Origin of the sequence: Pantoea sp. Ep11b (assembly GCF_040783975.1) — a bacterium.
Lineage (GTDB): Bacteria > Pseudomonadota > Gammaproteobacteria > Enterobacterales > Enterobacteriaceae > Pantoea.
This window is the reverse complement of record NZ_CP160631.1, coordinates 3,741,896-3,765,971: the sequence shown is the minus strand read 5'-3', so window position 1 is coordinate 3,765,971 and position 24,076 is coordinate 3,741,896. Positions and strand designations below refer to the sequence as shown.

21 protein-coding genes and 1 tRNA gene are annotated in these 24,076 nt (G+C 50.3%); 7 read left to right on the top strand and 15 right to left on the bottom strand.

Annotated elements, in window-relative coordinates; genetic code table 11:
* Nucleotides 1-50 precede the first annotated feature (50 nt).
* Both AB1748_RS17635 and AB1748_RS17630 read right to left on the bottom strand, forming a co-directional pair.
* Entirely contained in the window at nucleotides 51-740 is a 690-nt protein-coding gene (locus tag AB1748_RS17635) for a DUF1120 domain-containing protein (protein ID WP_111141354.1), read from the bottom strand.
* Nucleotides 741-1,322: 582 nt separating this feature from the next.
* Nucleotides 1,323-1,550, bottom strand: coding sequence for a hypothetical protein (locus tag AB1748_RS17630; protein ID WP_111141355.1), 228 nt, complete (start codon nucleotides 1,548-1,550; stop codon nucleotides 1,323-1,325).
* A gap of 24 nt (nucleotides 1,551-1,574) precedes the next feature.
* Here AB1748_RS17630 and AB1748_RS17625 point away from each other — a divergent pair, with 24 nt between their 5' ends.
* Nucleotides 1,575-5,237 carry an autotransporter outer membrane beta-barrel domain-containing protein gene (locus AB1748_RS17625; RefSeq protein ID WP_367395844.1) on the top strand — a complete coding sequence of 1,221 codons (3,663 nt, stop codon included), beginning with the start codon at nucleotides 1,575-1,577 and terminating at the stop codon, nucleotides 5,235-5,237.
* 487 nt (nucleotides 5,238-5,724) lie between these two features.
* Nucleotides 5,725-6,003 (top strand): hypothetical protein, encoded by a 279-nt coding sequence (locus AB1748_RS17620; RefSeq protein ID WP_146240873.1) that lies wholly within the window; start codon nucleotides 5,725-5,727, stop codon nucleotides 6,001-6,003.
* 44 nt (nucleotides 6,004-6,047) lie between these two features.
* Here the strand turns inward: AB1748_RS17620 and AB1748_RS17615 are convergent, their stop codons facing one another.
* From AB1748_RS17615 to AB1748_RS17600, 4 genes are all read right to left on the bottom strand, one after another.
* Entirely contained in the window at nucleotides 6,048-6,248 is a 201-nt protein-coding gene (locus AB1748_RS17615; protein WP_367395843.1) for a hypothetical protein, read from the bottom strand.
* A 272-nt stretch (nucleotides 6,249-6,520) separates the two neighbouring features.
* A complete protein-coding gene (arsC, locus tag AB1748_RS17610) occupies nucleotides 6,521-6,946 on the bottom strand; it encodes a glutaredoxin-dependent arsenate reductase (protein ID WP_367395842.1) in 426 nt (141 codons plus the stop codon).
* Between the two features lie 12 nt (nucleotides 6,947-6,958).
* The gene (locus AB1748_RS17605; protein WP_293774462.1) at nucleotides 6,959-8,248 is read right to left on the bottom strand and encodes an arsenic transporter; all 1,290 of its coding nucleotides are present in this window, start codon (nucleotides 8,246-8,248) and stop codon (nucleotides 6,959-6,961) included.
* A gap of 45 nt (nucleotides 8,249-8,293) precedes the next feature.
* Entirely contained in the window at nucleotides 8,294-8,614 is a 321-nt protein-coding gene (locus tag AB1748_RS17600; protein WP_111141359.1) for a transcriptional regulator, read from the bottom strand.
* A gap of 86 nt (nucleotides 8,615-8,700) precedes the next feature.
* Here AB1748_RS17600 and arsH point away from each other — a divergent pair, with 86 nt between their 5' ends.
* Nucleotides 8,701-9,399: an arsenical resistance protein ArsH gene (arsH, locus tag AB1748_RS17595; RefSeq protein ID WP_293774465.1), complete on the top strand. Its 699-nt coding sequence runs from the start codon at nucleotides 8,701-8,703 to the stop codon at nucleotides 9,397-9,399.
* A 472-nt stretch (nucleotides 9,400-9,871) separates the two neighbouring features.
* Here the strand turns inward: arsH and AB1748_RS17590 are convergent, their stop codons facing one another.
* The 4 genes from AB1748_RS17590 to AB1748_RS17575 form a co-directional block, all read right to left on the bottom strand.
* Entirely contained in the window at nucleotides 9,872-10,471 is a 600-nt protein-coding gene (locus AB1748_RS17590; RefSeq protein ID WP_367395841.1) for a hypothetical protein, read from the bottom strand.
* Between the two features lie 376 nt (nucleotides 10,472-10,847).
* Nucleotides 10,848-12,653 (bottom strand): P-loop NTPase fold protein, encoded by a 1,806-nt coding sequence (locus tag AB1748_RS17585; RefSeq protein ID WP_367395840.1) that lies wholly within the window; start codon nucleotides 12,651-12,653, stop codon nucleotides 10,848-10,850.
* A complete protein-coding gene (locus tag AB1748_RS17580) occupies nucleotides 12,654-13,679 on the bottom strand; it encodes a tyrosine-type recombinase/integrase (RefSeq protein WP_367395839.1) in 1,026 nt (341 codons plus the stop codon).
* A gap of 2 nt (nucleotides 13,680-13,681) precedes the next feature.
* Nucleotides 13,682-14,263, bottom strand: a complete 582-nt coding sequence (locus AB1748_RS17575) for a phage repressor protein CI (protein ID WP_367395838.1) — start codon at nucleotides 14,261-14,263, stop codon at nucleotides 13,682-13,684.
* Nucleotides 14,264-14,397: 134 nt separating this feature from the next.
* Here AB1748_RS17575 and AB1748_RS17570 point away from each other — a divergent pair, with 134 nt between their 5' ends.
* Nucleotides 14,398-14,619 (top strand): regulator, encoded by a 222-nt coding sequence (locus AB1748_RS17570; protein WP_137241194.1) that lies wholly within the window; start codon nucleotides 14,398-14,400, stop codon nucleotides 14,617-14,619.
* Between the two features lie 30 nt (nucleotides 14,620-14,649).
* Nucleotides 14,650-15,114 carry a phage regulatory CII family protein gene (locus tag AB1748_RS17565; protein WP_367395837.1) on the top strand — a complete coding sequence of 155 codons (465 nt, stop codon included), beginning with the start codon at nucleotides 14,650-14,652 and terminating at the stop codon, nucleotides 15,112-15,114.
* Nucleotides 15,115-15,547: 433 nt separating this feature from the next.
* Here AB1748_RS17565 and AB1748_RS17560 read toward each other — a convergent pair whose 3' ends face one another.
* On the bottom strand, nucleotides 15,548-16,972 hold the full coding sequence (locus AB1748_RS17560; protein WP_367395836.1) for a PIN domain-containing protein: 1,425 nt from the start codon (nucleotides 16,970-16,972) through the stop codon (nucleotides 15,548-15,550).
* Between the two features lie 241 nt (nucleotides 16,973-17,213).
* Nucleotides 17,214-17,289: transfer RNA gene (locus AB1748_RS17555), tRNA-Ile, on the bottom strand.
* A gap of 588 nt (nucleotides 17,290-17,877) precedes the next feature.
* Between AB1748_RS17555 and mug the strand changes: the two genes are divergently transcribed.
* The gene (gene mug / locus AB1748_RS17550; RefSeq protein ID WP_111142252.1) at nucleotides 17,878-18,396 is read left to right on the top strand and encodes a G/U mismatch-specific DNA glycosylase; all 519 of its coding nucleotides are present in this window, start codon (nucleotides 17,878-17,880) and stop codon (nucleotides 18,394-18,396) included.
* Nucleotides 18,397-18,467: 71 nt separating this feature from the next.
* On the opposite strand, the gene rpoD is transcribed toward mug, so the two are convergent.
* The 3 genes from rpoD to rpsU form a co-directional block, all read right to left on the bottom strand.
* Nucleotides 18,468-20,309 carry an RNA polymerase sigma factor RpoD gene (gene rpoD, locus AB1748_RS17545; protein WP_293774517.1) on the bottom strand — a complete coding sequence of 614 codons (1,842 nt, stop codon included), beginning with the start codon at nucleotides 20,307-20,309 and terminating at the stop codon, nucleotides 18,468-18,470.
* Between the two features lie 367 nt (nucleotides 20,310-20,676).
* Nucleotides 20,677-22,422 (bottom strand): DNA primase, encoded by a 1,746-nt coding sequence (gene dnaG, locus AB1748_RS17540; RefSeq protein WP_367395835.1) that lies wholly within the window; start codon nucleotides 22,420-22,422, stop codon nucleotides 20,677-20,679.
* Between the two features lie 118 nt (nucleotides 22,423-22,540).
* On the bottom strand, nucleotides 22,541-22,756 hold the full coding sequence (rpsU, locus tag AB1748_RS17535; RefSeq protein ID WP_001144069.1) for a 30S ribosomal protein S21: 216 nt from the start codon (nucleotides 22,754-22,756) through the stop codon (nucleotides 22,541-22,543).
* 277 nt (nucleotides 22,757-23,033) lie between these two features.
* Between rpsU and tsaD the strand changes: the two genes are divergently transcribed.
* Nucleotides 23,034-24,047 (top strand): tRNA (adenosine(37)-N6)-threonylcarbamoyltransferase complex transferase subunit TsaD, encoded by a 1,014-nt coding sequence (gene tsaD, locus AB1748_RS17530; protein WP_111142200.1) that lies wholly within the window; start codon nucleotides 23,034-23,036, stop codon nucleotides 24,045-24,047.
* The last annotated feature ends 29 nt before the right edge of the window (nucleotides 24,048-24,076 follow it).

Genomic DNA, 24,076 nt, shown 5'->3' with positions numbered 1-24,076 from the left:
TGAAGAGATATCGCGAAGGCTATACAGCCTTCGCGATAATTAAATAAGGATTAAAGATAAACCACAGAAAAGGTAATATTTCCGTCAAGGTTTACTGCTTCACCTGAAGGGTAAAGGCTTGCTTTTTTCAGAAGCATTTGTGAAGAAATGGTATAGGTTGATTTGGTGTAAGCAGCTGGTGAGGTTGCATCAGCAGCAGACGCCAGACCGAAGTAACCATTTTTTTCCAAAATCTGATTGCTGCCTTCAACAATGGCCTGCGAGCTCCATGCGGATTTATCACTGCTGACAACAAGATTGCTATTAGCCTGACCATCGGATGTCGCTGCATTGATGCCGAGCAGCAGTACACCGATTTTTGACTGTGCGCTGTCAGTGCCTAAACCAAAAATATTACTATCCGCTAAATCCGTAATAGTGACTTTCATCGTATCATTCAATTCAGTGCCAGTCATGGCGCTGGAAGCACGGTTGTCAGTTGTCTGAATGGCAGTAGCCGCCGCTGCGTCGCAATCGACATTCAGGGTAACGTTACCACCCGCTTTAGGGTTTACATCATCTGTAAGCGTTGACGCAGCAATGTTTCCAAATGAAATAGAGGGTGAGCTCAGAGAAACATCGCAGGTGGCAGGCGTAATTGTGCCTGTCACTGTGAGGGTTGCTGATTCAGCAGCCTGTCCGGCAAAGCTGACAGATGCCAGAGTACTTGCAATAACGGTACTTAAAAGTAATTTACGCATAATATTTCTCAATTAAATGATGGTAATAGTGATTTTATCGAACTCTTTTTTTTGTTAATCAACGCGCAATATAGTGTAAATAAAGGTGCGTGAAACAGTTTCTCCTTATTTACAAAGGCCGGATTGAGTGTTGATTGATTTTTTCTGAATCAATTTATTAATCCAGAGTCAATAGGCTAACATATTCGTTTATTAATGGTTAAGTTAGCTGGGCGGCAAAGTTATTTTTATTCTGGGCAGTGTGTTATAAAAGAGCCCTGTTTTTTTACTTATCAGAAAAAAGCGGTTCAATAATATAATGCGCAGGTTAAAATAGCGGCGATATGAGAGGGATATTGCAGCGTTTTTAGCGGGAAATGTGTTGCCTGTGCGATCGGCCTGTTTATTATTGACACGAAAACGGCAGGAAAAGTTGTTTTTTTGACAAAAAATCTGATGGCAGCGATTTCCTGATTTCTGACGGCTTTCTTACGACTGTGCTCAGGCCATTCTCACAGCCTGAAAAGGAGCATAACTACGCTTGCGGCAGCCGAACCCTGTTTGAGCTGATGGAAGATGCTTTCCACTCCCTCCCAGCTACGTTCAGGATCCTGAATGCCATTCTGTAAACTTAAATAAAATCTGAATCGTTTCCAGCCTGACACCGTCGGAAAGCGCCATGGCAACATGGACAGCCGGTTTGCGGCCCGCATCATCAGTTTTGCCGACTATCTGGTAAGCAGTCGCAGCGAGAATGGTCAGCCGGAATAGAACATTATCTCTTCTCTGGTTGATGAAGAAATGCTTTGTAGTATCAACTCTGATTATCAAGGCTAAATCCTGAAAGGTGCCGGGATGCTGACCTCGCAGTCCCTGACCTCGGCGGTGGTGGACGTCTCCGGCGCCAGCGTCAGCAGCTTTGTCAACAGAGGCACTATTCAGGCGGCGGGCGCGGCCTATGACGCCCTGCGCGTGGCGGCCGGCAGCTACCTCAACTTCACCAACGCGCGCGGCGGCCACATCACCGGACGGGTCGGGCTTGCGGACGGCAACAACAGCGTCACGCTGGAGGGCAGCAGCACGGCGGACGACGTCACGACCGGCAGCGGCAGTGACAACTTTTACCTGAGCGGCATCCGCCCGTCCGACACCGGGCTGTTCCGTTCGCTGCAGGCGGGCGCGGGTGCGGACACGCTGAACCTCAGTGACTCCGTCCTGACGGTCACCGACCCGGCAACCCTGACGGGCTTTGAGGCGGTGGCGCTGTCGCGCGGCTCTGAGCTTACGCTTGACGGTACGCTGCTGCCGCTCGGTGACGCACGGAACGACGCGGCGGGCACCGGGTACACCCTCAGCGGCGACAGCACGCTGCGGATCCGCAGCGCGGGCGATACGGCCTTTAACAGCTTCCTGCGCGGCGCAGGAACCGTTGCGGCAGACGCGGCAGGCGGCACCTTTGACTTCACCGCAAACAACGCCGCCATGGCGGGCCGGGACTTTACGGGTACCCTGGCGCTGACGGATGCCACCTTCGCGCTGGGCGGCCTGAACGCGCAGGCGCTGGCCGCTGCCCGTCTTCTGGCGGGCGCGGGCAGCACCGTGAGCGTGGCGGACGGCGTGCAGCGTACCGGCGGGCTCGCCTTTGACGGCGGCACCGTGGCCTTCAATACCGGTACGCCAGGCGAAAGCGCGGCGAAAAGCAGCGTGCAGACCGCGAACCTGCTGGACCTGAGCGGCCGCGGCACGGTGCAGGTGAATGCCGGCACCGTGGACAATGCGCCGGTGCTGCCACCGGATGCGCTGCCGCTGATGGCACAGGACGACGCGAACACCCTGCTGAAGCTGGCGGGCAGCGACGGCGCGGTCACCGGCAGCGGCGGCAGCCTGGTGCTGAAGGACCAGAACGGCAGCGTCATCAGCGACGCGCTGCACACGCAGGTGGCGCAGAACGGCCTGTCCGTGGCGGACGCCACCTACGACTACCGCCTGACCGGCGGTGCGGCTCAGGACGGGCTCTACGTAAACTACGGCCTCACGGCGCTGAACCTGCTGAGCGCCGGCAGCGACGCGCTGGTGCTGGACGCGCGCGGGCTGACCGGCAGCGCGGCGGACCTGAGCGCCGCGCTCAGCGGCCGCGGTGACCTGGCGATTGACACCGGCGCGGGCCAGACCGTGTCGCTCTCAAACGCCGGCAACAGCTACACCGGGCGCACGGACGTGCGCAGCGGCACGCTGCAGATGGGCAATGATAACGTGCTCGGGCAGACGTCTGAGCTGTCGCTGGCCGCAGGCACGGCTTTTGATATGAACGGCCACACTCAGACGGTGGGCATGCTGAACACCGCAGCAGGTTCACTCACTGACCTGAACGGCGGCAGCCTGACGGTGAGTCAGGGCGGCACAGCGGAGGGCCGCCTGCGGGGCGCAGGCGCACTGAGCGTAACCGGCGGCACGCTGACGGTAAAAGGCAGCAACGCCGGACTTACTGCCACCACCTCCATTGCGGGCGGCGCGGCGGCAGAGCTTGACGACGTTCAGGGACTGGGCTCGGGCGGCATCGTCAGCGACGGCCTGCTGGCCCTGAAACGCGCGGCCGGCGGGCTGATTAATCAGCTGAGCGGCCGCGGTAAGGTGGCGCTCAGTGACGGCAGCGACGTGGTGCTGACGGGCGATAACCGCGACTTCGGCGGAGAGTTCACTGTCGCGGAGGGCAGCACGCTCACCGCCACCGGCGCAGACAGCCTGGGCACGGCCGCCGTGGCTAATCAGGGGCAGCTTAAGCTGAACGGTGCTGCCGGCTGGCTGCTGGAAAACAGCATCACGGGCAGCGGCGCGCTGGCCCAGAACGGCAGCGGCGTGGTGACCTTAAGCAATCCGGCGGCGCAGTACACCGGCAGCACCGCGGTGAACGCGGGCGGACTGCAGCTCGGTACCGCCGGGCAGGCGGTGACGCTGGCCTCTGGCAGCACGGACGTGGCAGCAGGTGCGGTGTTTGGCGGCTTCGGCGGCACGGCAGGCGACGTAAACAATGCCGGCACCCTGCAGCTGGGCACCCTGGGTCCGGCACCGCGCGCGGTGGCCGGAGCCACGGACTTCACTGTCGGCGGCGACCTCACCAGCAGCGGCACGCTGATGGTAGCGCAGCCGGGCGCGGCGGGCAGCCTGCTGCACGTGAAGGGCGACTATACCGGCAGCGGCGGGCGCCTGGTGCTGAACACCGCACTCGGCGGTGACGGCTCGCTCACCGACCGCCTGCTGGTTGACGGTGATACCCGTGGCAGCACCGCGGTGGCGGTAAACAACGCCGGCGGCAGCGGTGCCAGCACCATTGACGGTATTGAGGTCATCACGGTCCGCGGTAAGTCAGAGGGCGAGTTCACCCAGGAAGGGCGCATCGTGGCCGGTGCTTATGAGTATCATCTGGCCCGCGGCAACGCGGAAAACAGCGCGAACTGGTACCTGCGCAACACCGTGAAAGAGGATGGCGGCGAAAGCGGTAACGGTGGCGGCGGCACGCCGGGAGAGAACGATGACGACGTCGTGCGCGTCTACCGTCCGGAGGCGGGCGCCTACGCGGCGAACCTGGCGGCGGCAAACACCCTGTTCAGCACGCGCCTGCACGACCGGCTCGGCGAAACGCACTATACGGACGCCGTCACCGGCGAGCAGAAGGTGACCAGCATGTGGCTGCGCAACACCGGCGGGCATACGCGCTTCTCTGACAGCAGCGGCCAGCAGAAAACGCAGGCCAACCGCTACGTGATGCAGCTCGGCGGCGACGTGGCGCAGTGGAGCTCTGACGGCGCAGATCGGTATCACCTGGGCGTGATGGCCGGCTACGCAAACCAGCACAGCAGCACGCAGAACCGCGTCAGCGGGCAGTCGGCGAAGGGCAGCATCCGCGGCTACAGCGCGGCCCTCTACGGCACCTGGCTGCAGGACAACGCGGAGAAGACCGGCGCGTACGTGGACACCTGGGCGCAGTACAGCTGGTTTGACAACAGCGTGCAGGGCGACTCGCTGGCACCGGAGTCTTATAAGTCAAAAGGCATCACGGCCTCAGTGGAGAGCGGCTACACCTGGAAACTCGGCGAAAAGAACGCGCGTGAAAGCTACTACGTTCAGCCGAAGGCACAGGTGACATGGTCGGGCGTGAAGGCAGGCGACATCCGTGAGGGGAACGGCACGCGGGTCAGCGGCACGGGCGAGGGCAGTGTGCAGACGCGCCTCGGCGTGCGGGCCTTCATCAAGGGCCACAGCGCCATTGATGAGGGCAAAGATCGCACCTTCCAGACCTTTGCAGAGGTGAACTGGATAGCGAACACCAAACCCTACGGCGTGAAGCTGAACGGCGTGGACGTGCGCCAGAAAGGGACGCGCAACCTGGGCGAGCTCAAGCTCGGCGTGGAGGGGCAGCTGAAGCCCGGCGTGAACCTCTGGGGCAACGTGGCGCAGCAGATGGGCGGCAGCGGCTACTCGGACACCGGCGCGATGGTGGGCCTGAAGGTGAGTTTCTGACATAACACTCAGAACCAGAAGGCGCCTGCGGGCGCCTTTTTTATGGTGTTTTTTCACCCTGAAACTTACTGTCGTTGCTGTTGTTTAGCAGACTGTGGCTGACCGCCGCAGCCTGAACCGAATGATTGCCGGAAAGAGCCGCGTCCGTGATGAGCGAAAAGCGGACATTACTGACATCATCAGGGAAATTAATGGGAAGCAGGTCAATGCGCTTCTTGTACAAAAAAGTCTTAACAAGACTAAAGCGCACAACATTTTATCTCAAAAAATCATAAGTTTAATAGGTGTTTAGAATAAGGTATTACTGAGCTGATTAAACTTCGGGCAGGCTTTCCTTGCTCTGTTACACTCAAGACAGGTGTGATTTCATAATTTCAGCAAGGGCAGGGTTGCTACTAAAAAAACAGACATCAGTGATGAGCGTGCAAATGCAGTACTATTTATCCGCAGCGACGGACATCTACGGTTATGTAACAGGAAGGTTAGTATGTCCGGTAGTGAAGAAGAAAAGGTCAATATCATTATTGGCGAAGCCACATTTACGCTGCTTGAGAACGACGATTACGTCGGCGCGCGCGCCCTGGTCCGACAATTGACACAGATGCTTGAGATTGAAACTGAGGCAGACCGTCGTCAATCTATTAAAGAAGCAATCCGGCAGATCAGCAGGCTTATCACTGCAGCCATCTATTCCGATAAATGTTGTACTGAAATAAAAAGTTTATCGCGCACTATTTCTGGCCAGAGTAGCATGGTGTACTGGTAGTTTTTGGAATATTCAATGCACCGGGTATATCCCGCCTCACCAGTTCAATGCACCCGCTGACGCAGCGTCTGAATTGCTCTTATGCTGGTTTCCCGCACCTGGTTGTCAATGGTGCTCTTGCTCAGAAGCTCTAGTGCACTTATCAGATCATCCTTCCGTGCCATGGCTTTCTGGCTGAGCAGCCTGCGAATAATGCTACCAATGAGCTCTAATGCTTTTTTATTGTCATCATCGCCCGAATCCATAACTCCTCCGATGAACGAAGCAGCTGTAAATATAGCACCATGTTATGTGGGCGAGGTAACTTTGCCAGCAGCGGGGAAGCTGATAACTTCATAAACCTTAAGAGCCGGTAATAGAGTGTTTCTAACAGCGGCTCAAACCATTTTTCCCCGTGAACAAGCATACCTGGATGTGAGCAACGTCAGCTTATGGCACAAAGCGGTCTGCGAGCAGGCAAAGGTCCGCTAAGAGCGAGGAGCGGACGCCCGGTGTCCGCTAATGTGAACTAGCCAGGTTACTTAAACCGTCTTCCTGCCTCATCAGTCACCTTTTCTCCATCCTCTTTGGTGAAAGAACCTTTCTGACCTTCAGGGAGAATATCCAGCACAATTTCTGAGGGACGGCAAAGTCGTGTCCCTAACGGTGATACTACTACCGGCCTGTTAATCAGGATCGGGTGCTGAAGCATAAAATCGATCAATTGCGCATCAGAAAATTTATCTTCATCCAGACCCAATTGCTCATAAGGCTCAACATTCCTACGCAGTAATGCACGTACAGAAATCCCCATTTCTGAAATCAGCCTGGTAAGCTCTTCTCGTGTCGGTGGCGTATCGAGATAATAAATAATTGTTGGTTCGGTGCCGCTATTATGGATCATCTCCAGCGTGTTACGTGAAGTACCACAGGCCGGGTTGTGATAGATAGTAATGTTGCTCATATCAGTATCTCATTACAAAGTGATAGAGAGCCGCCATACCAGCGCGGCCAGAGTGACGAACAGCACCGGCAGGGTCATAATTATGCCTGTCCGGAAGTAATATCCCCAGGTAATGCTCATGTTTTTCTGTGCCAGTACATGCAGCCACAGCAGGGTTGCCAGACTCCCGATTGGGGTAATTTTGGGACCTAAATCGCAGCCAATCACATTGGCGTAAATCATTGCTTCTCTGACGACGCCAGTCGCAGTACTCCCGTCAATGGACAGCGCACCAATCAGCACCGTCGGCATATTGTTCATCACCGACGACATGAAGGCAGTCAGGAAGCCTGTGCCGAACGTGGCGGCCCATAAACCGTTGTCTGCCAGCATATTGAGTACGGCAGAAAGATACTCAGTGAGTCCGGCATTACGCAGGCCATAGACGACCAGATACATACCCAGCGAGAAAATCACGATCTGCCAGGGCGCACCACGAAGCACTTTCCCGGTATTAATGGCCTGGCCCCTCTTTGCCACCACGAACAGCACCGCTGCGCCAACTGCTGCTATAGCGCTGACAGGGATCCCCAGCGGCTCAAGAACAAAGAAACCGACCAGCAGGAACAGCAGAACAATCCAGCCAGCCCCGAACGTCGCAGGATCCTTAATCGCACTGCCAGGAGTCTTCAGCAGTGAGACGTCATATCTGGCAGGGATATCGCGGCGGAAGAAGAGATGCAGCATGACCAGCGTGGCAGCAATGGCTGCCAGATTCACAGGAACCATCACCGAGGCGTACTGCGTAAAGCCCAGGCCAAAGAAATCCGCCGAGACAATATTTACCAGGTTAGAGACAATCAGCGGCAGGCTGGCGGTATCAGCGATGAATCCTGCAGCCATGACAAATGCCAGTGTCGTTCCCTGGCTGAACCCCAGAGCGAGCAGCATCGCAATCACAATCGGTGTCAGTATCAGTGCTGCACCGTCGTTAGCAAACAGCGCAGCAACAGCAGCGCCAAGCAGCACTATCCACGTAAACAACAGGCGACCGCGCCCGTTACCCCAGCGGGAAACATGCAGTGCGGCCCATTCAAAGAAACCAGACTCATCGAGCAGCAGGCTGATGACGATTACCGCAATGAACGCCGCTGTTGCATTCCAGACGATATTCCAGACGACAGGGATATCTTCAAAGTGGATGACTCCCGTTCCCAGCGCCAGCGCGGCTCCGATACTTGCGCTCCAGCCAATGCTGAGGCCTCTGGGCTGCCAGATGACCAGGACCAGCGTGAGTATAAAGATACTTCCTGCCAGAAACATTTTCAGACTCCTTTATATATGCTTATGTGTATGTGATTAAGCTTGTCAGCAAGAAGTACATGCGGATTTTTCCAGTCGTTCACGCACATCATCGCGCAGGCAGTGCCATGCCGTCGTTATCGTCTCGCCGGCCCATGCAGGCATGTGCGGTGAGAGACGATAGTGAATCCATTTCCCTTCCCGGCGGTCCAGTACCAGTTCAGCCTCACGCAGGATAGCCATGTGACGGGAAACTTTAGGCTGTGATTCAGTGGTAGCCGCACATATATCGCATACGCACAGTTCGCCCGACTCCCGGAGAAGCATGACAATTGCGAGCCGGGTTTCATCCGACAGGATTTTAAAAAGCTGAACAGGCTGTAGCATTTATTACTCCGTTCTCTTTAGAATACATATATGTTAAATCATATGTGTTTATTTTGAAATCACCAGAGCCACCCGAAGGAGAAAAAATGGAGCACTTTCCTGCCCTGAACGCTGATTGCTTCGATCAGCATATTGCTGAACGTCTGCAGCTCCATGAGCCGCCACGCATTCTGATTCTGTATGGCTCGGTAAGAGAGCGTTCTTACAGTCGTTTTACAGCAGAAGAAGCAGGTCGCCTGCTGGAGGCGATGGGAGCGGAAGTCAGACTGTTTAACCCTTCAGGTTTACCCCTGCCGGACGACGCCCCGGATACGCACCCAAAAGTCACCGAGTTGCGCGGGTTGGTCAGGTGGTGTGACGGGATGGTGTGGAGTTCCCCGGAGCGGCATGGGGCAATGAGTGCCGTGATGAAGGCACAAATCGACTGGATTCCCTTAAGCGAAGGAGCCATTCGCCCATCCCAGGGAAAAACTCTGGCGGTCATGCAGGTGTGCGGCGGTTCGCAATCTTTCAACGCCGTGAACCAGATGCGAATTCTGGGACGCTGGATGCGGATGTTTACGATCCCCAACCAGTCTTCAGTTGCCAAAGCATGGCAGGAATTTGATGAGAACGGGAGAATGAAACCCTCGTCCTGGTACGATCGTATCGTCGATGTCGCCGAAGAGTTGTTTAAAATTACCCTCATACTGAAGGGACAGACCGGTTACCTTGCCGATCGCTACAGTGAACGAAAAGAGAGCCATGAGGAGCTTTCATCCCGCGTTAATCAAGACAAAATATGACGTTCCTGTTTTCATGAGTTCATGCTGTGTGAACTCAACAACGTCCGCTTCTGGCACAAAGCGGACTTTCAACCGGGTACATCTTCTGAGAGCGAATAGTGGAATTTTGCAAGGAATCACTGACACCATAATGTTTTAATCAACGGGCAGTAGGTCTGTGAACTTCGCCTCAGAGTTTTTCACTACCAACAGCTTACTGCCTTATGTAGACGCACAGTCGTATGCAAAGCCGGGCATTTCATCATCAAGCGCCTGTAGTGCTAACTGCCGCTCATTTCCAGAGCGGTTCACTAAGTTAAAACACAAGGTGTATGTCTTTTCCACGCCAGCCAAAGCATGTGCATTTTATATACGAAAGCTGATGTTAGCGTTTTCAAATTCTGATCATTGCATTGTTTACCGTTCAACGCTTTTGATCATTATCCAGTGATCAGAATTCATGATCATATTCTTCAGCGACAGCCTTGAACAATCACATCCAGGGTTTAATCAACATTGGGTCAAAAAGCCCAATGGGAAAGTTAAACAGATACTGGCGGGCGGCTTTCTCTATAGGGGCAGCCAGACGTTTTTCCAGCGCCTCAATTTTTCCTTTTAGTGCCACGTTTTCAGCTTTCAAATCCAGTGTATCTTGTTCAAACATCAGTGCTTCTGGCCTTGCAGTATCAAGCGGAACTCCAGGCGTGTCAGCAATTTCTGTCCGCAGAAAACCATAATCAGCCAGCTTATCAATATTCATGACCTCATCACTTACCGCCCGCAGTGCCGCCTCGGCATTAGGATAATAGTCAGGAGCACCAATGTTTGGCGCGCCATGTTTATCCAGGAGCTGGTATGGGGCAACGGGTGGAGTGTCATACCAGCTTTCATATCTGAACCAATAAAGCGAAGGTTGATGCTCTGAACGTCGATACTTTTTCAGCGTTAAAAGGCACAGGGCGTTGTAGCTCTGATCTGGATAACGCTGTTTGAGCTGTTCAAAAAGAGCTTTAACACTGATGTAGCGTTCTGTATCTGACCGGCGCGCAAGTTGCTCATTACGCAGTTGCTGAATGGAATCATCGAAACTCATAACTTGTTTTTGACCTGCAATCCTGGGATGGTTCAGATAAGGCTGTCTTAATGATTGAATCAGGATGGCTGTCAGGCTTTTCGAAAAAGGAAATCAGGTTTCTGGCACCGGCCAGGCAGACATTTAAACCCACACTACTTACGTCACCCAGCCATTCACTTACGTCCCCCACTACATCACCTGATTCGCGCCCAAAGAAAAAGGAGTCAGACGATTTCTCATCTAACTCCTTGTTTTATTTGGTGGCCCCTGCTGGGTTTGAACCAGCGACCAAGCGATTATGAGAACCATAATGTATGGCGTCTTTATGAGCTTTCATAGTAAAATCAGTCGATTATTAAGTAAGTGTAAGGCTATTTAGGGCTTTGTTCCTTACCTAGTGCGACACATTTGCGACACTTTCTGGCAGTTCGAATTTGGGTTTGAGCCTTGAAATTCTGAGTTTACTAAATCCTGTGCACTGGTTCGCCTTACATTCCAATGCTGAACATACGGCAGTAATCCATTTAACTTCAGCCCCCAATGAGTTTCGCAACATTCCCGTATCGTAACGATATTCCAATGCTTCTCTAACTTTTGTCCAGTTAGATACTGGCAGTTCAAGCCATTTATCCACAAAAAATTCTGGAGCTATTTCTGTTAATACAGGTATCTGAGAATATATACCTAGTTTATTACTGTCGCGTGATATTTTTATTTTAAAATAATCGATATTATTTTCTAGATCATAAATTAGCTCACCTGCTATCGAGGGATATTCATTCAAAAGGGCGGTTTTTTTTGATTCATTCAAGTGTTCTTTTATTTCATTGAATTCGGTTTTGTATTCTTCTCTTACCCAATATCCATAACCATGAGAATGGTCATCGTATGAATAACTTTCCCTTAAGTTTTTATCTTCTGGTGTAAGCCTTCCACATCTTAAGAGGGTGTTAATGTAATCTTTAGTTTCTTGAAGAATGATTGAGGGGGTGCTATTTATTTCCCCTGAAATAGCCATCAGGCATTTCATCGAAAATGTATGCAAAATGTCCCCATCATCAGTTATTGAAAAACTTTTTTCTTCTTCTTGTAATTTTTTTATTGTTTCTGCAATGGTATGATCATCTAACTCATCGAAGTTTATTAATATTTTCCAGCTTGGAAATTCTTTTGGTAATGAAAAATAAAGGCTGTCGTTCAAGTGATTAATTATCTTTCTTTTGTCAAAATAACCATTGCATATCGTATCTACTAAAATTTCGTCACTGACAATAGTACTTTCAAACTCGACTTTGAATGCCTCTGATTTAAAGCGAGCTTTCATTTTTTCATAACTAGACAGTTCTACATCTTTTTTCTCTCGAAGAGAATTGGCGAATGAAAGTACTCTATTATTCATATCCTCTTTTTTGATCACTCCCGAACGAAAGCTAATAGAGAATGCACTGAAAACAGTAAATAATTTTTTGATGGATTCTTTATGTTTTAGGTGTTCAGCGTTAAGGCAGTCATATAATCTCAGGCAATCATTCAAAACATGCTTAAGTATACGTAAAGATTGGCATTTTGAAGCAATAAAAACATCTTGGATATAAGGAAGGATTTCTCTTGCGGCTGCTGGGGAGCCGCAGTTTGAGGCGAAAAAATGCAAAGTATTAACTATGTCAGGTGTTACTTGTAATATTTGGCCAAAAACTTTTTCTTTAGTTTCATTGAATTTTTCATTAACTTTTTCATCGTGTGCAATGACGATTACTTTACATAAGTGGTGCTCTACATATTTATTAACGACGCCTAGTATTTCATTTATATCTACGTCTGCCCTCTCTAGATCGTCAAAAACGATAACTTTATCGTTTGCTACTTCTTCTTTAATTAGTGCATCGGAGATCCCAGATAAAATATTACCTGCACCAAAGGTTAATGCTTCAGAGCCATCTAAAGATTCCTTGAGCCAGCTTGTAAAACCTTTTGCTTTTGCTTTCAAAGGAAACATTGACAGAAAAACAGAAGAGTAAATTTCTTTTTGGCTGGTAAGACCAAAAAGGCTGACATAGTACATATTTTCTTGAAATAATTCTTTTATTTTATGTGTTTTACCTGACCCCCACTCACCTCGAACTAAAACAGCAAATCCCGGTTTTTCGAGAGCGTTGTAAAAATTTAAATATTCATCTACTGGATTATTGGTCTGTGCCATTTATATAGCCTTATTAGATAATGGATTAAATTTTAATGTATCTTCAAGATGGTCGGGGGAGAAATGAGCGTACCGCATTGTCATTTTTATATCAGTGTGCCCAAGAATTCTCTGTAAAACTAATATATTACCTCCTTTCATCATGAAGTGGCTTGAAAAAGTATGCCTTAAAACATGAGTCATCTGGCCTGATGGAAGTTCTATTCCTGCGCGTTTGAGGGCATTTTTAAAAGCATAATAGCAAGGGGTGAAGAGATTTCCATTTTTTTTGGGAAGGGTTTCAATAAATGAAGATTCTACAGGAATGGTTCGGTTTCTTTTACCTTTCGTTTTTACGAATGTTATCTTCCCTTCGGAAATTTGCGAGCGCTTCAATGTTTCCGCTTCACTCCAACGGGCACCAGTTAAAAGGAAAATTTTTACAATGCACTCTAAATCTTTAGCTGAGCTATTTCGACATTCTTCTAAAAGCAATTCAATTTGGTCTTGTGTTAAGTAAGCCATTTCACTTTCTTCAGTTCGAAATTGTCTTACATTTTCTAAAGGGTTTGGTGGAGACCACTCACCTAAGCGCTTTAACTCGTTAAATACTGCTAAAAAATAGGCTTGTTCAAGATTCATAGTTCTGGGCGAAACTTTGCTGATACGTTTAGTTCGAGCAAATTGGCCATCTAATCTTTTTGCTCTGTAAGCAGTAAAAAGTTGAGCATTAAACTCAGTAGCTAATGGTGATCCCATGCACTCGACAGCCCATAGCATTGTTGTTTTACGCTTCAAACCATCACGTAATGTAACGCCATGGCGCTCAAACCATAAATACACAAGATCAGAAAGGCTGCGGCGATCTTTTCCATCTCCTAACCAAGGAGAGTCTTCTAATTGCTGGAGAGTATAATTTTCAAAAGCAAGCGCCTCGCCTTTAGTTGCAAACTTTTTGCGAACACGCTTACCTTGTTTGCCATCGCTGCGGTTAACTGAATAGAAATCAGCAACCCAATCACCAGAGGGAAGTTTTCTTACTGTCATGATTATTTAATCGTGAGAACAACTCGACCAATGACATTGATCTCATCAATGCCACAATCAAATGCCATGCCTACACCGCTTACACGTACTTTCTTTACTGGTATACGAGTTAAAGTTCGCACGCCTACTTTACCCTCAATCTCAACCAACCACTGATCATCGTAAATCTCAGAAAATTGGCGATCAATAATATACTGGGTAATGCCATCCAAAATGCATGTCGGATCTGTAGGAACAGGTTTGCCTTGCAAGAACGTGACTTTATCAAGCATAAAAATCCCTGCGTCATAAAGGTGGCCATCGACAATTTTTTGTCTAGGCATCTTTAGAACGTCCAATTCCTCACTATCGAACTTCTTCCCATTTCCAGTAGCTAACCATTCAAGGCTTGCTCCTGTTTCTGCAATGCATCGCACAACAATATCCGCAGGAAAACCCCCGCGTTTGTATCTGCCTGAAAGGCTGCTGGCTGCCATGCCCAGATGCTCAGCAAGCATCATTTTTGATGTAAAGCCGTACGCAGTGATCACCCGATCTAAGACGGGACCGCTTGCCATTTCAAAGTCAATTGTGGATTTGCGCATTACGAATTTGACTATCTATTTTGCGAAGTAATATTTGACACTTCGTAAAATGCGAATTGGTCTTGCTCCTGTATTCGTTATATACCAATTATTGCCCCACATTGCCGTGTGGCGGCTCAACGGGAGTTTGCCTTATGCGTCCTAACATTACAATCGTCATTCCAGAACCATACCTTCCTCTGGAAGAGTATTGCCGCCGTACGGGTACTAACAAAGAAACCGCTCGCAACTTAATCGAATACGGAAAGCTACCAATTAAGCCAAAGGGTAAACAAAAGAAAGGCTTAGTTGAAGTCAACATGGCTGCTTTGACTGTCATGGCCTTGAGCGAATGTGATATTTCTCTTCAAGCGTAATCCAGGCTATCAATTCGTAAGGTGCGAATCATGTACGATTATAAAGTTTCAGTACGAAACTATCTTGATGATGCCTGCCGCCAGTTTTCACTGGCACATAACGTCACTGAATTGGCTAAAAAAGTAGGAATGCAACCGGCCACACTGCGTAACAAGCTGAATCCGGACCAGTCGCACCAACTGACATTACCTGAACTGCTGGCGATCATCGATCTCACCGAAGACCCAACCATTCTGGATGGTTTTCTGCGGCAGATTAATTGCCAGCCTTCAGTGCCGGTCAACAACGCCAGACCTGAAAACATGCAGTTTTGTGCATTAACTGCTGTGGCCAGTGTCGGGGTAATCGCTGGGGAAGCGGTTTCAACGGAAAAGATGACCGTTGCACGCCGTAATCAGATTCTTAACAGAGCCAGTGATGCTATTCGCAGCCTGTCTTTACTCGTCTATTCCGTTGAAAGTCGTTTTCAAACCGTGCCGGTGTTCGCCAACTGAAAAGAGCGAAGGATATTTCAGTGCTTTTCAGTTACGCGGATCAAGAATGGATCTCATAAAAATCATAAATGATTGGATTTAAAGTAAATTATTTTTTTTGGTCACTTTATGGATCTCAAGCGAATCTCTATAAGGTGTTTGTGACTAATGTGCAAAGCCAGAGAGGCCGGGTGCTGCAGAGGTTTTAGGACATTTCATAAAACTGAAAAGCTTAGCAATCCAAATACTGTTTAAATAAGCAGTATTCTTATTGTATAAAGTATGCGATTACAAGGGTTGCTATGCAATAAAGGAAAGGTCATAGATTATTCAACACTCATGTTTGTATCAAAGTTATGCATTGGAAAATATAGTGGTATATGAATATAATTTGGGATAATGATGCAGTTGAATAGCGTTTTAACTGCATCATTATCTTTAGTGGTGGTAATATCTAATCTTTAGACATTTCGTTGACAATACCCTTTAAAAATTTAACGTCCACTTGCAACATCTCTACTTCAATATCTAATTTTTCAATCTCTTCATATAAATCACCTACTAAAGTGGGTGAGTGAGCTGCATCTTTTTTCATTAAAATTTCAATTTTGTCCATTTGATCATAGACGTTGAGTATTTTAGTGGAAAGCTCTCTGTGAAATAGATTGCAATGGGACTCAGGATAAAGAGCCAGCATCTTATCTCTATTTTTTATTAAATGCATCGAAATAATATTTGCTTCAGAAGAGATTTCTTTAGCTAAAGCAAAAACTCTATTTGTTCTATTTATAAGTCGCTTCGCTGCTTTCTCATGGAAATATGTAGAGGATGGGGTGCCAATAGTATTTTCATTTTGCCTTAATGTAACTCGAACCAAATTATTTAGTGATTCATCTTTACCATCAAAACTTTCAAACCCCTCACTGATGAAATCAGTATTTGGTTTGTTATTATCGATATAAGTTAGTTCCTCTACTTCCTTTAGGGACGAATCTTGGATGTTTATATTCTTCAGATAGCTTTTGGCTTCATGTAAAAACGTTAACTGACTTATTGCCTTGAAGTTTTTTATTCCTGCCTCTTTGCATATCTCTGTTTTTAATGACTCTAAAACTCCATGCGTTTTACCTGAATGAACAAACCACCAATCTTTTTTACTATCATCACAAACAAAAATCACATTATTAATATTATCTGACTTTGCTCTTTCGATAATTTCTTTCCATAGGTAAAGATCTCCGTATTTATCTTGGAATTCGACATTCGAAAAGTATGAAACGTCTTTTTTATTACTCTCGTCCATAAAGCCCGGAGGTTGCTTAATTGCATAACGTTTTGCACCCTCCTCATTAATGGCATTTATTTTTTCTTGGCTAGGCATCACACCGACCTTATCTAATATGATGCTATCAATTTGGTCGCGAATTGAATCATGAGTGGAGATGGTTTTTTTACTTTGTATGCGCGGTTCAATTTTTTCTTCAATATATTTTTTTATGGGGTTTTTGATTTCTTCTTGAAGTTTTTTAATTTCGTCGCTTAAAGATGTATAAAGATGCTTTTGTATTCCGCTCGATGAAAGGATGTTTTGCATGTAAATCTTTTCAAGTTCTGATTGAATTTTGTCCAGGCTTTTTATGCTGTCTTCTATAACTTTCCTTCTGTTTCTTTGATACTCAAAGCCAACATGAAAAGGAATCCATGTTCGATTTGAAATCTCACGCATAACACTAATAATATCGTCTCGGGTTTGTTCTTCACATCGATAGAGATTTAATAAACAGTTTGTGTCAAAAACAAACATTGTGGATTCATCTAACCAGATGCTTCTAAGCATATCTTCATTAATACTGTAAAAACCACCAAAAGTTGATCTCATATTTTATTTCCTTGCACGAGCGCTTTGAATTTAAGACTGATATGTAATCATCTCAATAAGGATAGCGGCCAGACTATGGGCCTGATTTAACTTTTTAGACTCTATCATAAACAGACGCTGCTTCGGATTCTACCGGCCGCAGCCTGATTTTTCATGCGACACTTTTGCGACACTCATTTAGCAGATAACAAAAAAGCCACTCAGTTGAGTGGCTTAATTCAATGATTTTAAAGCTAAAATTTGGTGGCCCCTGCTGGGTTTGAACCAGCGACCAAGCGATTATGAGTCGCCTGCTCTAACCACTGAGCTAAGGGGCCAGCGGAGCGGGGATTATAAAGTATCTCTTCAGGCCGATCCAGCACTCAGCCGCCGGTTGCTGAAATAATCAGCACTGATTTACCTGCTGATTTTTATGATAAATCTGACGAGTTGCGTGAGCGAAGTTTCAAAATCGCATCGTTCAGGATGCTCTGCGCCGTTAAGGAAACCTCAGGTTGCGGGTGCCGCTAAGATGCCCGCATGAATGTTTCTCTTCTGAAGATGAGTTTGCCAGGCCCGGCACAGCTGTTATCCCCAATCGCTGCTCCACCAAAAAATCGTCAGGCTGGAATGCCCACAGGTGTAATAATTACTATCTTAATCAGTGATTACACAGCAGAGAGGGCAGGACGACATATGGAGCAGCAGGGCAGTAAAGCGCATCATTATCGTGTGCGCAGGAGATCTGAAGCGAGCCTGGACGCGACAGGCCCTGTGCCGATGAAAAACAGCCAGTCTGTTTATGGCCGTATCCAGACGGCTTCGGCCCCACAGGATAAACATGCACTCTCACGAGCCTGTTTGGAACAGTCGTCCGGTCTGATGAGTTGTAATGTGCCAAAGCTTCGCATACTCATGGTGGCAGCATGATCGAGCATGACATCCGCGATATCATCGCCCCGGACCTCGATGTGCTGTTCTGTGGCATCAATCCGGGCCAGTCGACCGCCCATCAGGGCTTTCACTTTGCGCATCCCGGCAATCGCTTCTGGAAAGTGATCCATCTGGCAGGATTTACCCGGCAGCAGCTGAAACCGGAAGAGGAGCAGCGTCTGACGGAAACCGGCTGCGGAATTACCATGCTGGTGGAGCGCCCCACGGTGCAGGCAAGCGAGTTGGCGGCGGATGAGCTGCGCGAAGGCGGTCAGCGTCTGACGGAAAAGGTGCTGAACTATCAGCCTGCCGCGCTGGCGATCCTGGGCAAAGAGGCTTTTCGTCGTGCCTTTAAACTGAACAGGGTCGAATGGGGCAAACAGCCAGCAGGCATGGGGAAAACGCAGGTATGGGTGTTGCCGAACCCCAGCGGACTGAATCGCGCTTCACTGGAGGAGATGGTGGCAGCGTATCGCCAGCTTTATGTGGCACTGCATCCGGTAAATCACTGAGTCTGTGCAGGGCAGGGAGAGACGGTAACAGACGGGCATAAAAAACCCCGGCGAACCGGGGTTTTCAGGACTTAATCGTCGAGGAAGCTGCGCAGCACTTCCGAACGGCTCGGATGGCGCAGTTTACGCAGGGCTTTCGCTTCAATCTGACGGATACGCTCACGCGTCACGTCAAACTGTTTGCCCACTTCTTCCAGCGTATGGTCGGTGTTCATATCGATACCAAAACGCATGCGCAGCACTTTCGCTTCACGCGCGGTCAGGCCAGCCAGCACATCGTGGGTTGCAGAACGCAGGCTCTCTGAGGTAGCAGAATCCAGCGGCAGCTCCAGCGTGGTGTCTTCGATAAAATCGCCCAGATGTGAATCTTCATCATCACCAATCGGCGTCTCCATAGAGATCGGCTCTTTCGCGATTTTCAGCACCTTGCGGATTTTATCTTCCGGCATCAGCATGCGCTCAGCCAGCTCTTCCGGCGTCGGTTCGCGGCCCATCTCCTGCAGCATCTGGCGCGAAATACGGTTGAGCTTGTTGATGGTCTCAATCATATGCACCGGAATACGGATGGTACGCGCCTGGTCGGCGATAGAGCGGGTAATCGCCTGACGGATCCACCAGGTTGCATAGGTCGAGAACTTGTAACCACGGCGATATTCAAACTTATCGACCGCCTTCATCAGACCGATGTTACCTTCCTGAATCAGGTCGAGGAACTGCAGACCGCGGTTGGTATATTTCTTCGCAATCGAAATAACCAGACGCAGGTTCGCTTCCACCATCTCTTTCTTGGCGCGACGCGCTTTGGCTTCACCGATCGACATGCGACGGTTGATATCTTTCACCTGCTCGATGGTCAGGCCGGTCTCTTCTTCGACCTGCGCCAGCTTCTGCAGGGAACGCATCACGTCATCCTGCACTTCCAGCAGTTTTTCAGACCACGGCTTGTTCATCGCCAGCGCAGCTTTGAACCAGCTCTCGTTGGTTTCGTTACCGGTAAACAGGGTGATGAAGTTCTTCTTCGGCATTTTGCACAGCTCAATACAGAGCTTCATGATCAGACGTTCCTGAGTACGGACACGTTCCATCATGTTACGCATGCTGCCAACCAGGTAGTCGAACTGCTTCGGTACCAGGCGGAACTGTTTAAAGACGTCAGAGAGGTTCTGGATCTCGGCGATGGCGGCGGCGTGGCTGCGGCCTTTGCTCTTGATGACGCTGCGGGTGGTTTCGTACTGCTTACGCAGGTCAGAGAACTTCTCACGCGCCAGCTCCGGGTCGATGGAGTTATCATCTTCGGAGTTGTCGTCATCCTCATCATCATCATCTTCGTCGTCATTACGATCGGCTTCAGAGAGTTCAGAGCCCACATGCGTTGCGGTAGGGGCCAGATCTTCTTCTGCGTTAGGATCGACGAAGCCGGTGATCAGATCGGAGAGGCGTGATTCGCCTGCTTCGACTTTGTCATACTGATCCAGCAGATAGGTAATCGCTTCAGGGTATTCGGCAACGGAACACTGAACCTGGTTGATACCATCTTCGATACGCTTCGCGATGTCGATTTCGCCTTCGCGCGTCAGCAGTTCCACGGTACCCATTTCACGCATGTACATGCGCACCGGGTCAGTCGTGCGCCCGATTTCAGATTCAACGCTGGATAATACCTGAGCGGCAGCTTCCGCGGCATCTTCGTCAGTATCGGAGCTGTTTTCATTCAGCATCAGATCGTCAGCATCCGGGGCTTCTTCAACCACCTGAATACCCATGTCGTTAATCATCTGGATGATGTCTTCGATCTGATCTGAGTCGACGATATCTTCCGGCAGATGGTCATTGACCTCAGCATAGGTCAGATAGCCTTGCTCCTTACCACGGGTGACAAGAAGCTTGAGCTGTGACTGCGGGTTTTGCTCCATAAGACGGTATCCACACTTCTGTTAAATTAGATTGGTGTCGGTCGGCAGCGCGCCAACAATAGCAGTGAAGGCGTTTAATTCTTGCCGCTGCCTTCGTCGCGGCGTGGGCTATGCCCAACAATAATCGGCACTTAAGCCGCTTGTATAAATTTTTGGTGGTACGGGCCTGGCTTACTCGCCATTCTGCTTCCCGGCAGTGCTCGCTCTCCTCACATACTTCCGTACGCTCCGGGAGCTGCGCGCTGGCGGTAACCAGACTGGCTTCGACGCCGACGGCCATTGAAATTTGTGCTGACGGCCTGGCTTAACGCTCCCGGCCTTAAAACAGCCACGCCGCCCATCTTCAGCGCGGGCAGCGTGCTAAAACTTATTTTCTGGCAAACGCCTGGCTGAGTGTCCAGAGCTCACGGCGCTCATCGGCGGTAAGCCCCTGAATGCGTTCACGCGCGATCAGAAACTCCAGTCGCTCTTCAAGCGCAGAATCGTAGATGCTGGCCAGCGAGTCCTGAAACACCGCTTCGGCTTCCTCATCTACTATCATGTGGTTCCAGATCGCCAGCGTTTCAAGCGTCTGACTAAAATTTGTCCCGCGATATAACTCTAGTAGCTGCCCGGTGGTCAATCCAGGATTCTCGTTACAACGCCCCACCAACTCGATAAAGAGCGGTAGTCCGGGCATTTTCGACTCCGACAGGCCATCCAGCGAGGGCACCATCGAGGCCAGCTGCGGATTCTGTACCAGCAGGGCGATAAGCACGCGCATGGTGGTACGTTTAAGCGGTGGCGCGACCTGCGCGGCGCCGCTGGCAGCCTGCTTTGGCATCAGCTTTTCAAGCTGATTGTCATCGAGGATCCCCAGCTTATTTCCCAGCTCCTGACGCATATAAATACGCAGGGTTTCACCAGGGATCTGCGTAATCAGCGGCAAAGCCAGCGTGCTCAGGCGCGCTTTTCCATCGCGTGAGCTCAGATCCACCTGCGGCAGCAGGCTATCAAATAAAAACGAAGAGAGCGGCATCGCCTGCTCCATCCTCGCTTCGAAGGCGGCTTTACCCTCTTTACGCACCAGCGTATCGGGGTCTTCACCATCGGGTAAAAACATAAAGCGTAGCTGACGACCATCATTCATGTAAGGCAATGCGGTCTCAAGTGCGCGCCATGCGGCTTCGCGTCCAGCCCGGTCGCCGTCGTAACAGCAGATGACCGTATCGGTGCTGCGAAACAGCAACTGAATGTGTTCAGCGGTGGTTGAGGTGCCTAATGACGCGACAGCGTAATCTATGCCGTACTGCGCCAGCGCAACCACGTCCATGTATCCCTCGACCACAAGCAGGCGGGCAGGTTCAGGATGGCTCTTGACTGCTTCATAGAGGCCATAGAGCTGGCGGCCTTTATGGAAAATCGGTGTTTCCGGCGAGTTCAGATACTTCGGTGTTTCGTTACTCAGAACCCGACCGCCAAAACCGATAACGCGGCCACGCTTATCGCGAATCGGAAACATGATGCGATCGCGAAACCGGTCATAGGTCCGGCCTTTATCATTGCTGACCAGCATGCCCGCTTCCATCAATGACTCGCGATCTTCCGACTGCTTACCGAAACGCCTGAGAACGTTATCCCAGCCGGCGGGTGCGTAACCGATAGCGAAATGATTGATGACGTCGGCGCTCAGGCCACGACGGTCTAAATAGTCGCGTGCGGGCTGTGCACTGGACTGCTGCAGACCCTGCTGATAAAACCCGTTCAGGTTCTCCATCAGCTGGTACAGGCTCTGGCGCTGATGGCGTTCCATCTGGCTGGGCCCGCTGCCTGCTTCGTAAGGCACGTCTAAACCGTGGGAAGTGGCTAACTCTTCAATTGTTTCAACAAACTCCAGTCGGTCGAAGTTCATTAAAAAGTCGATAGCGTTACCGTGGGCACCACAGCCGAAACAGTGATAGAACTGCTTTTCGCCGTTTACGGTGAAGGAGGGCGTTTTTTCATTATGGAAAGGACAGCACGCATGGAAATTCTTACCCTGCTTTTTCAGCTTAACGCGGGCATCGATAAGATCCACGATATCCGTGCGGGCAAGTAAATCGTTGATAAATACGCGTGGAATTCGTCCAGCCATACGCCCCAGATTTTCAGCTCATAAACGGCAACAAGCCGCGCTTCCTTTCGGAAAGCACGGCCTTTTACTTGACTCTGTCTGCGTGAATCACGCAATGGAGGCGAACCTCCGGAACGACTTAGTACAGACGAGTGCGGCGTGCGTTTTCGCGAGCCAGTTTCTTGGCGTGACGCTTAACTGCTGACGCTTTAGCGCGCTTACGTTCGGTAGTCGGTTTTTCATAGAACTCACGACGACGAACTTCAGCCAGAACGCCTGCTTTCTCGCAAGAACGTTTGAAGCGACGCAGTGCTACGTCAAATGGCTCGTTTTCACGTACTTTAATTACCGGCATGTAACTCTCACCTCGATAAAATTCGGTTTTGCTGCTGACTGCGGCGCCAGCACATTTCAAAATGGTGCAGCATTTTACTCCAACTCACGTCGGTTTGTAAAGCACCATGGATAATTTGAAACCAACAGGAGCGTTTGCCTGTGCGGCTGCCGGTTTTTCCAGGGGCGGGAGTATAGCGCACTCTTTAGCCGACAGAAAATGACTTTTTACGCCGGATGCCTGCGCTGCTCATCCCATTGCTGTGATAAACTGCGCGCCGCAAGAATGAGGTGATGCAATGCGAATTCTGGGTATTGAAACGTCGTGCGATGAAACCGGCATCGCAATCTATGACGATGAGGCCGGATTACTGGCAAACCAACTCTACAGCCAGGTAAAACTGCATGCCGACTACGGCGGTGTGGTGCCGGAACTGGCCTCACGGGATCATGTGCGGAAAACCGTGCCTCTGATTCAGGCGGCGCTGAAAGAGGCGAATCTGACGCCGCAACAGATTGACGCGGTGGCGTACACCGCCGGGCCGGGCCTGGTCGGTGCGCTGCTGGTTGGCGCAACCATCGGCCGTGCGCTGGCGTTTGCCTGGAAAGTGCCTGCCGTGCCGGTTCACCATATGGAAGGCCACCTGCTGGCACCGATGCTGGAAGAGAATCCACCGGCATTTCCGTTTGTGGCACTGCTGGTGTCGGGTGGACATACACAGCTGATCAGCGTCACCGGCGTCGGTGAATATGAACTGCTGGGCGAATCGATCGATGATGCCGCCGGTGAAGCCTTCGACAAAACGGCGAAGCTGCTGGGCCTGGATTATCCGGGCGGGCCGATGCTGTCGAAGATGGCGCAGCAGGGTACGGCAGGGCGCTTTACCTTCCCGCGCCCGATGACCGACCGTCCGGGGCTGGATTTCAGCTTCTCCGGCCTGAAAACCTTTGCCGCCAATACCATCCGCGCCAATCCTGACGACGAGCAGACCCGCGCAGACATCGCCCGCGCCTTTGAAGATGCGGTGGTGGATACGCTGTCGATCAAGTGTAAGCGGGCGCTGGATCAGACCGGCTTTAAGCGTCTGGTGATTGCAGGTGGCGTCAGCGCCAACCGCACCCTGCGTGAGCAGATGGCGGTCATGATGCAGAAGCGTGGCGGTGAAGTCTTCTACGCCCGCCCGGAGTTCTGTACCGATAACGGTGCGATGATCGCGTATGCGGGCATGGTGCGGTTAAAAGGCGGCACGCGCGGCGAGCTGAGCGTCAGTGTACGACCACGCTGGCCGCTGGCGGAACTGCCCGCCATCTGAAGAGCGGGTTTCAAAAAAACTGGCCACAA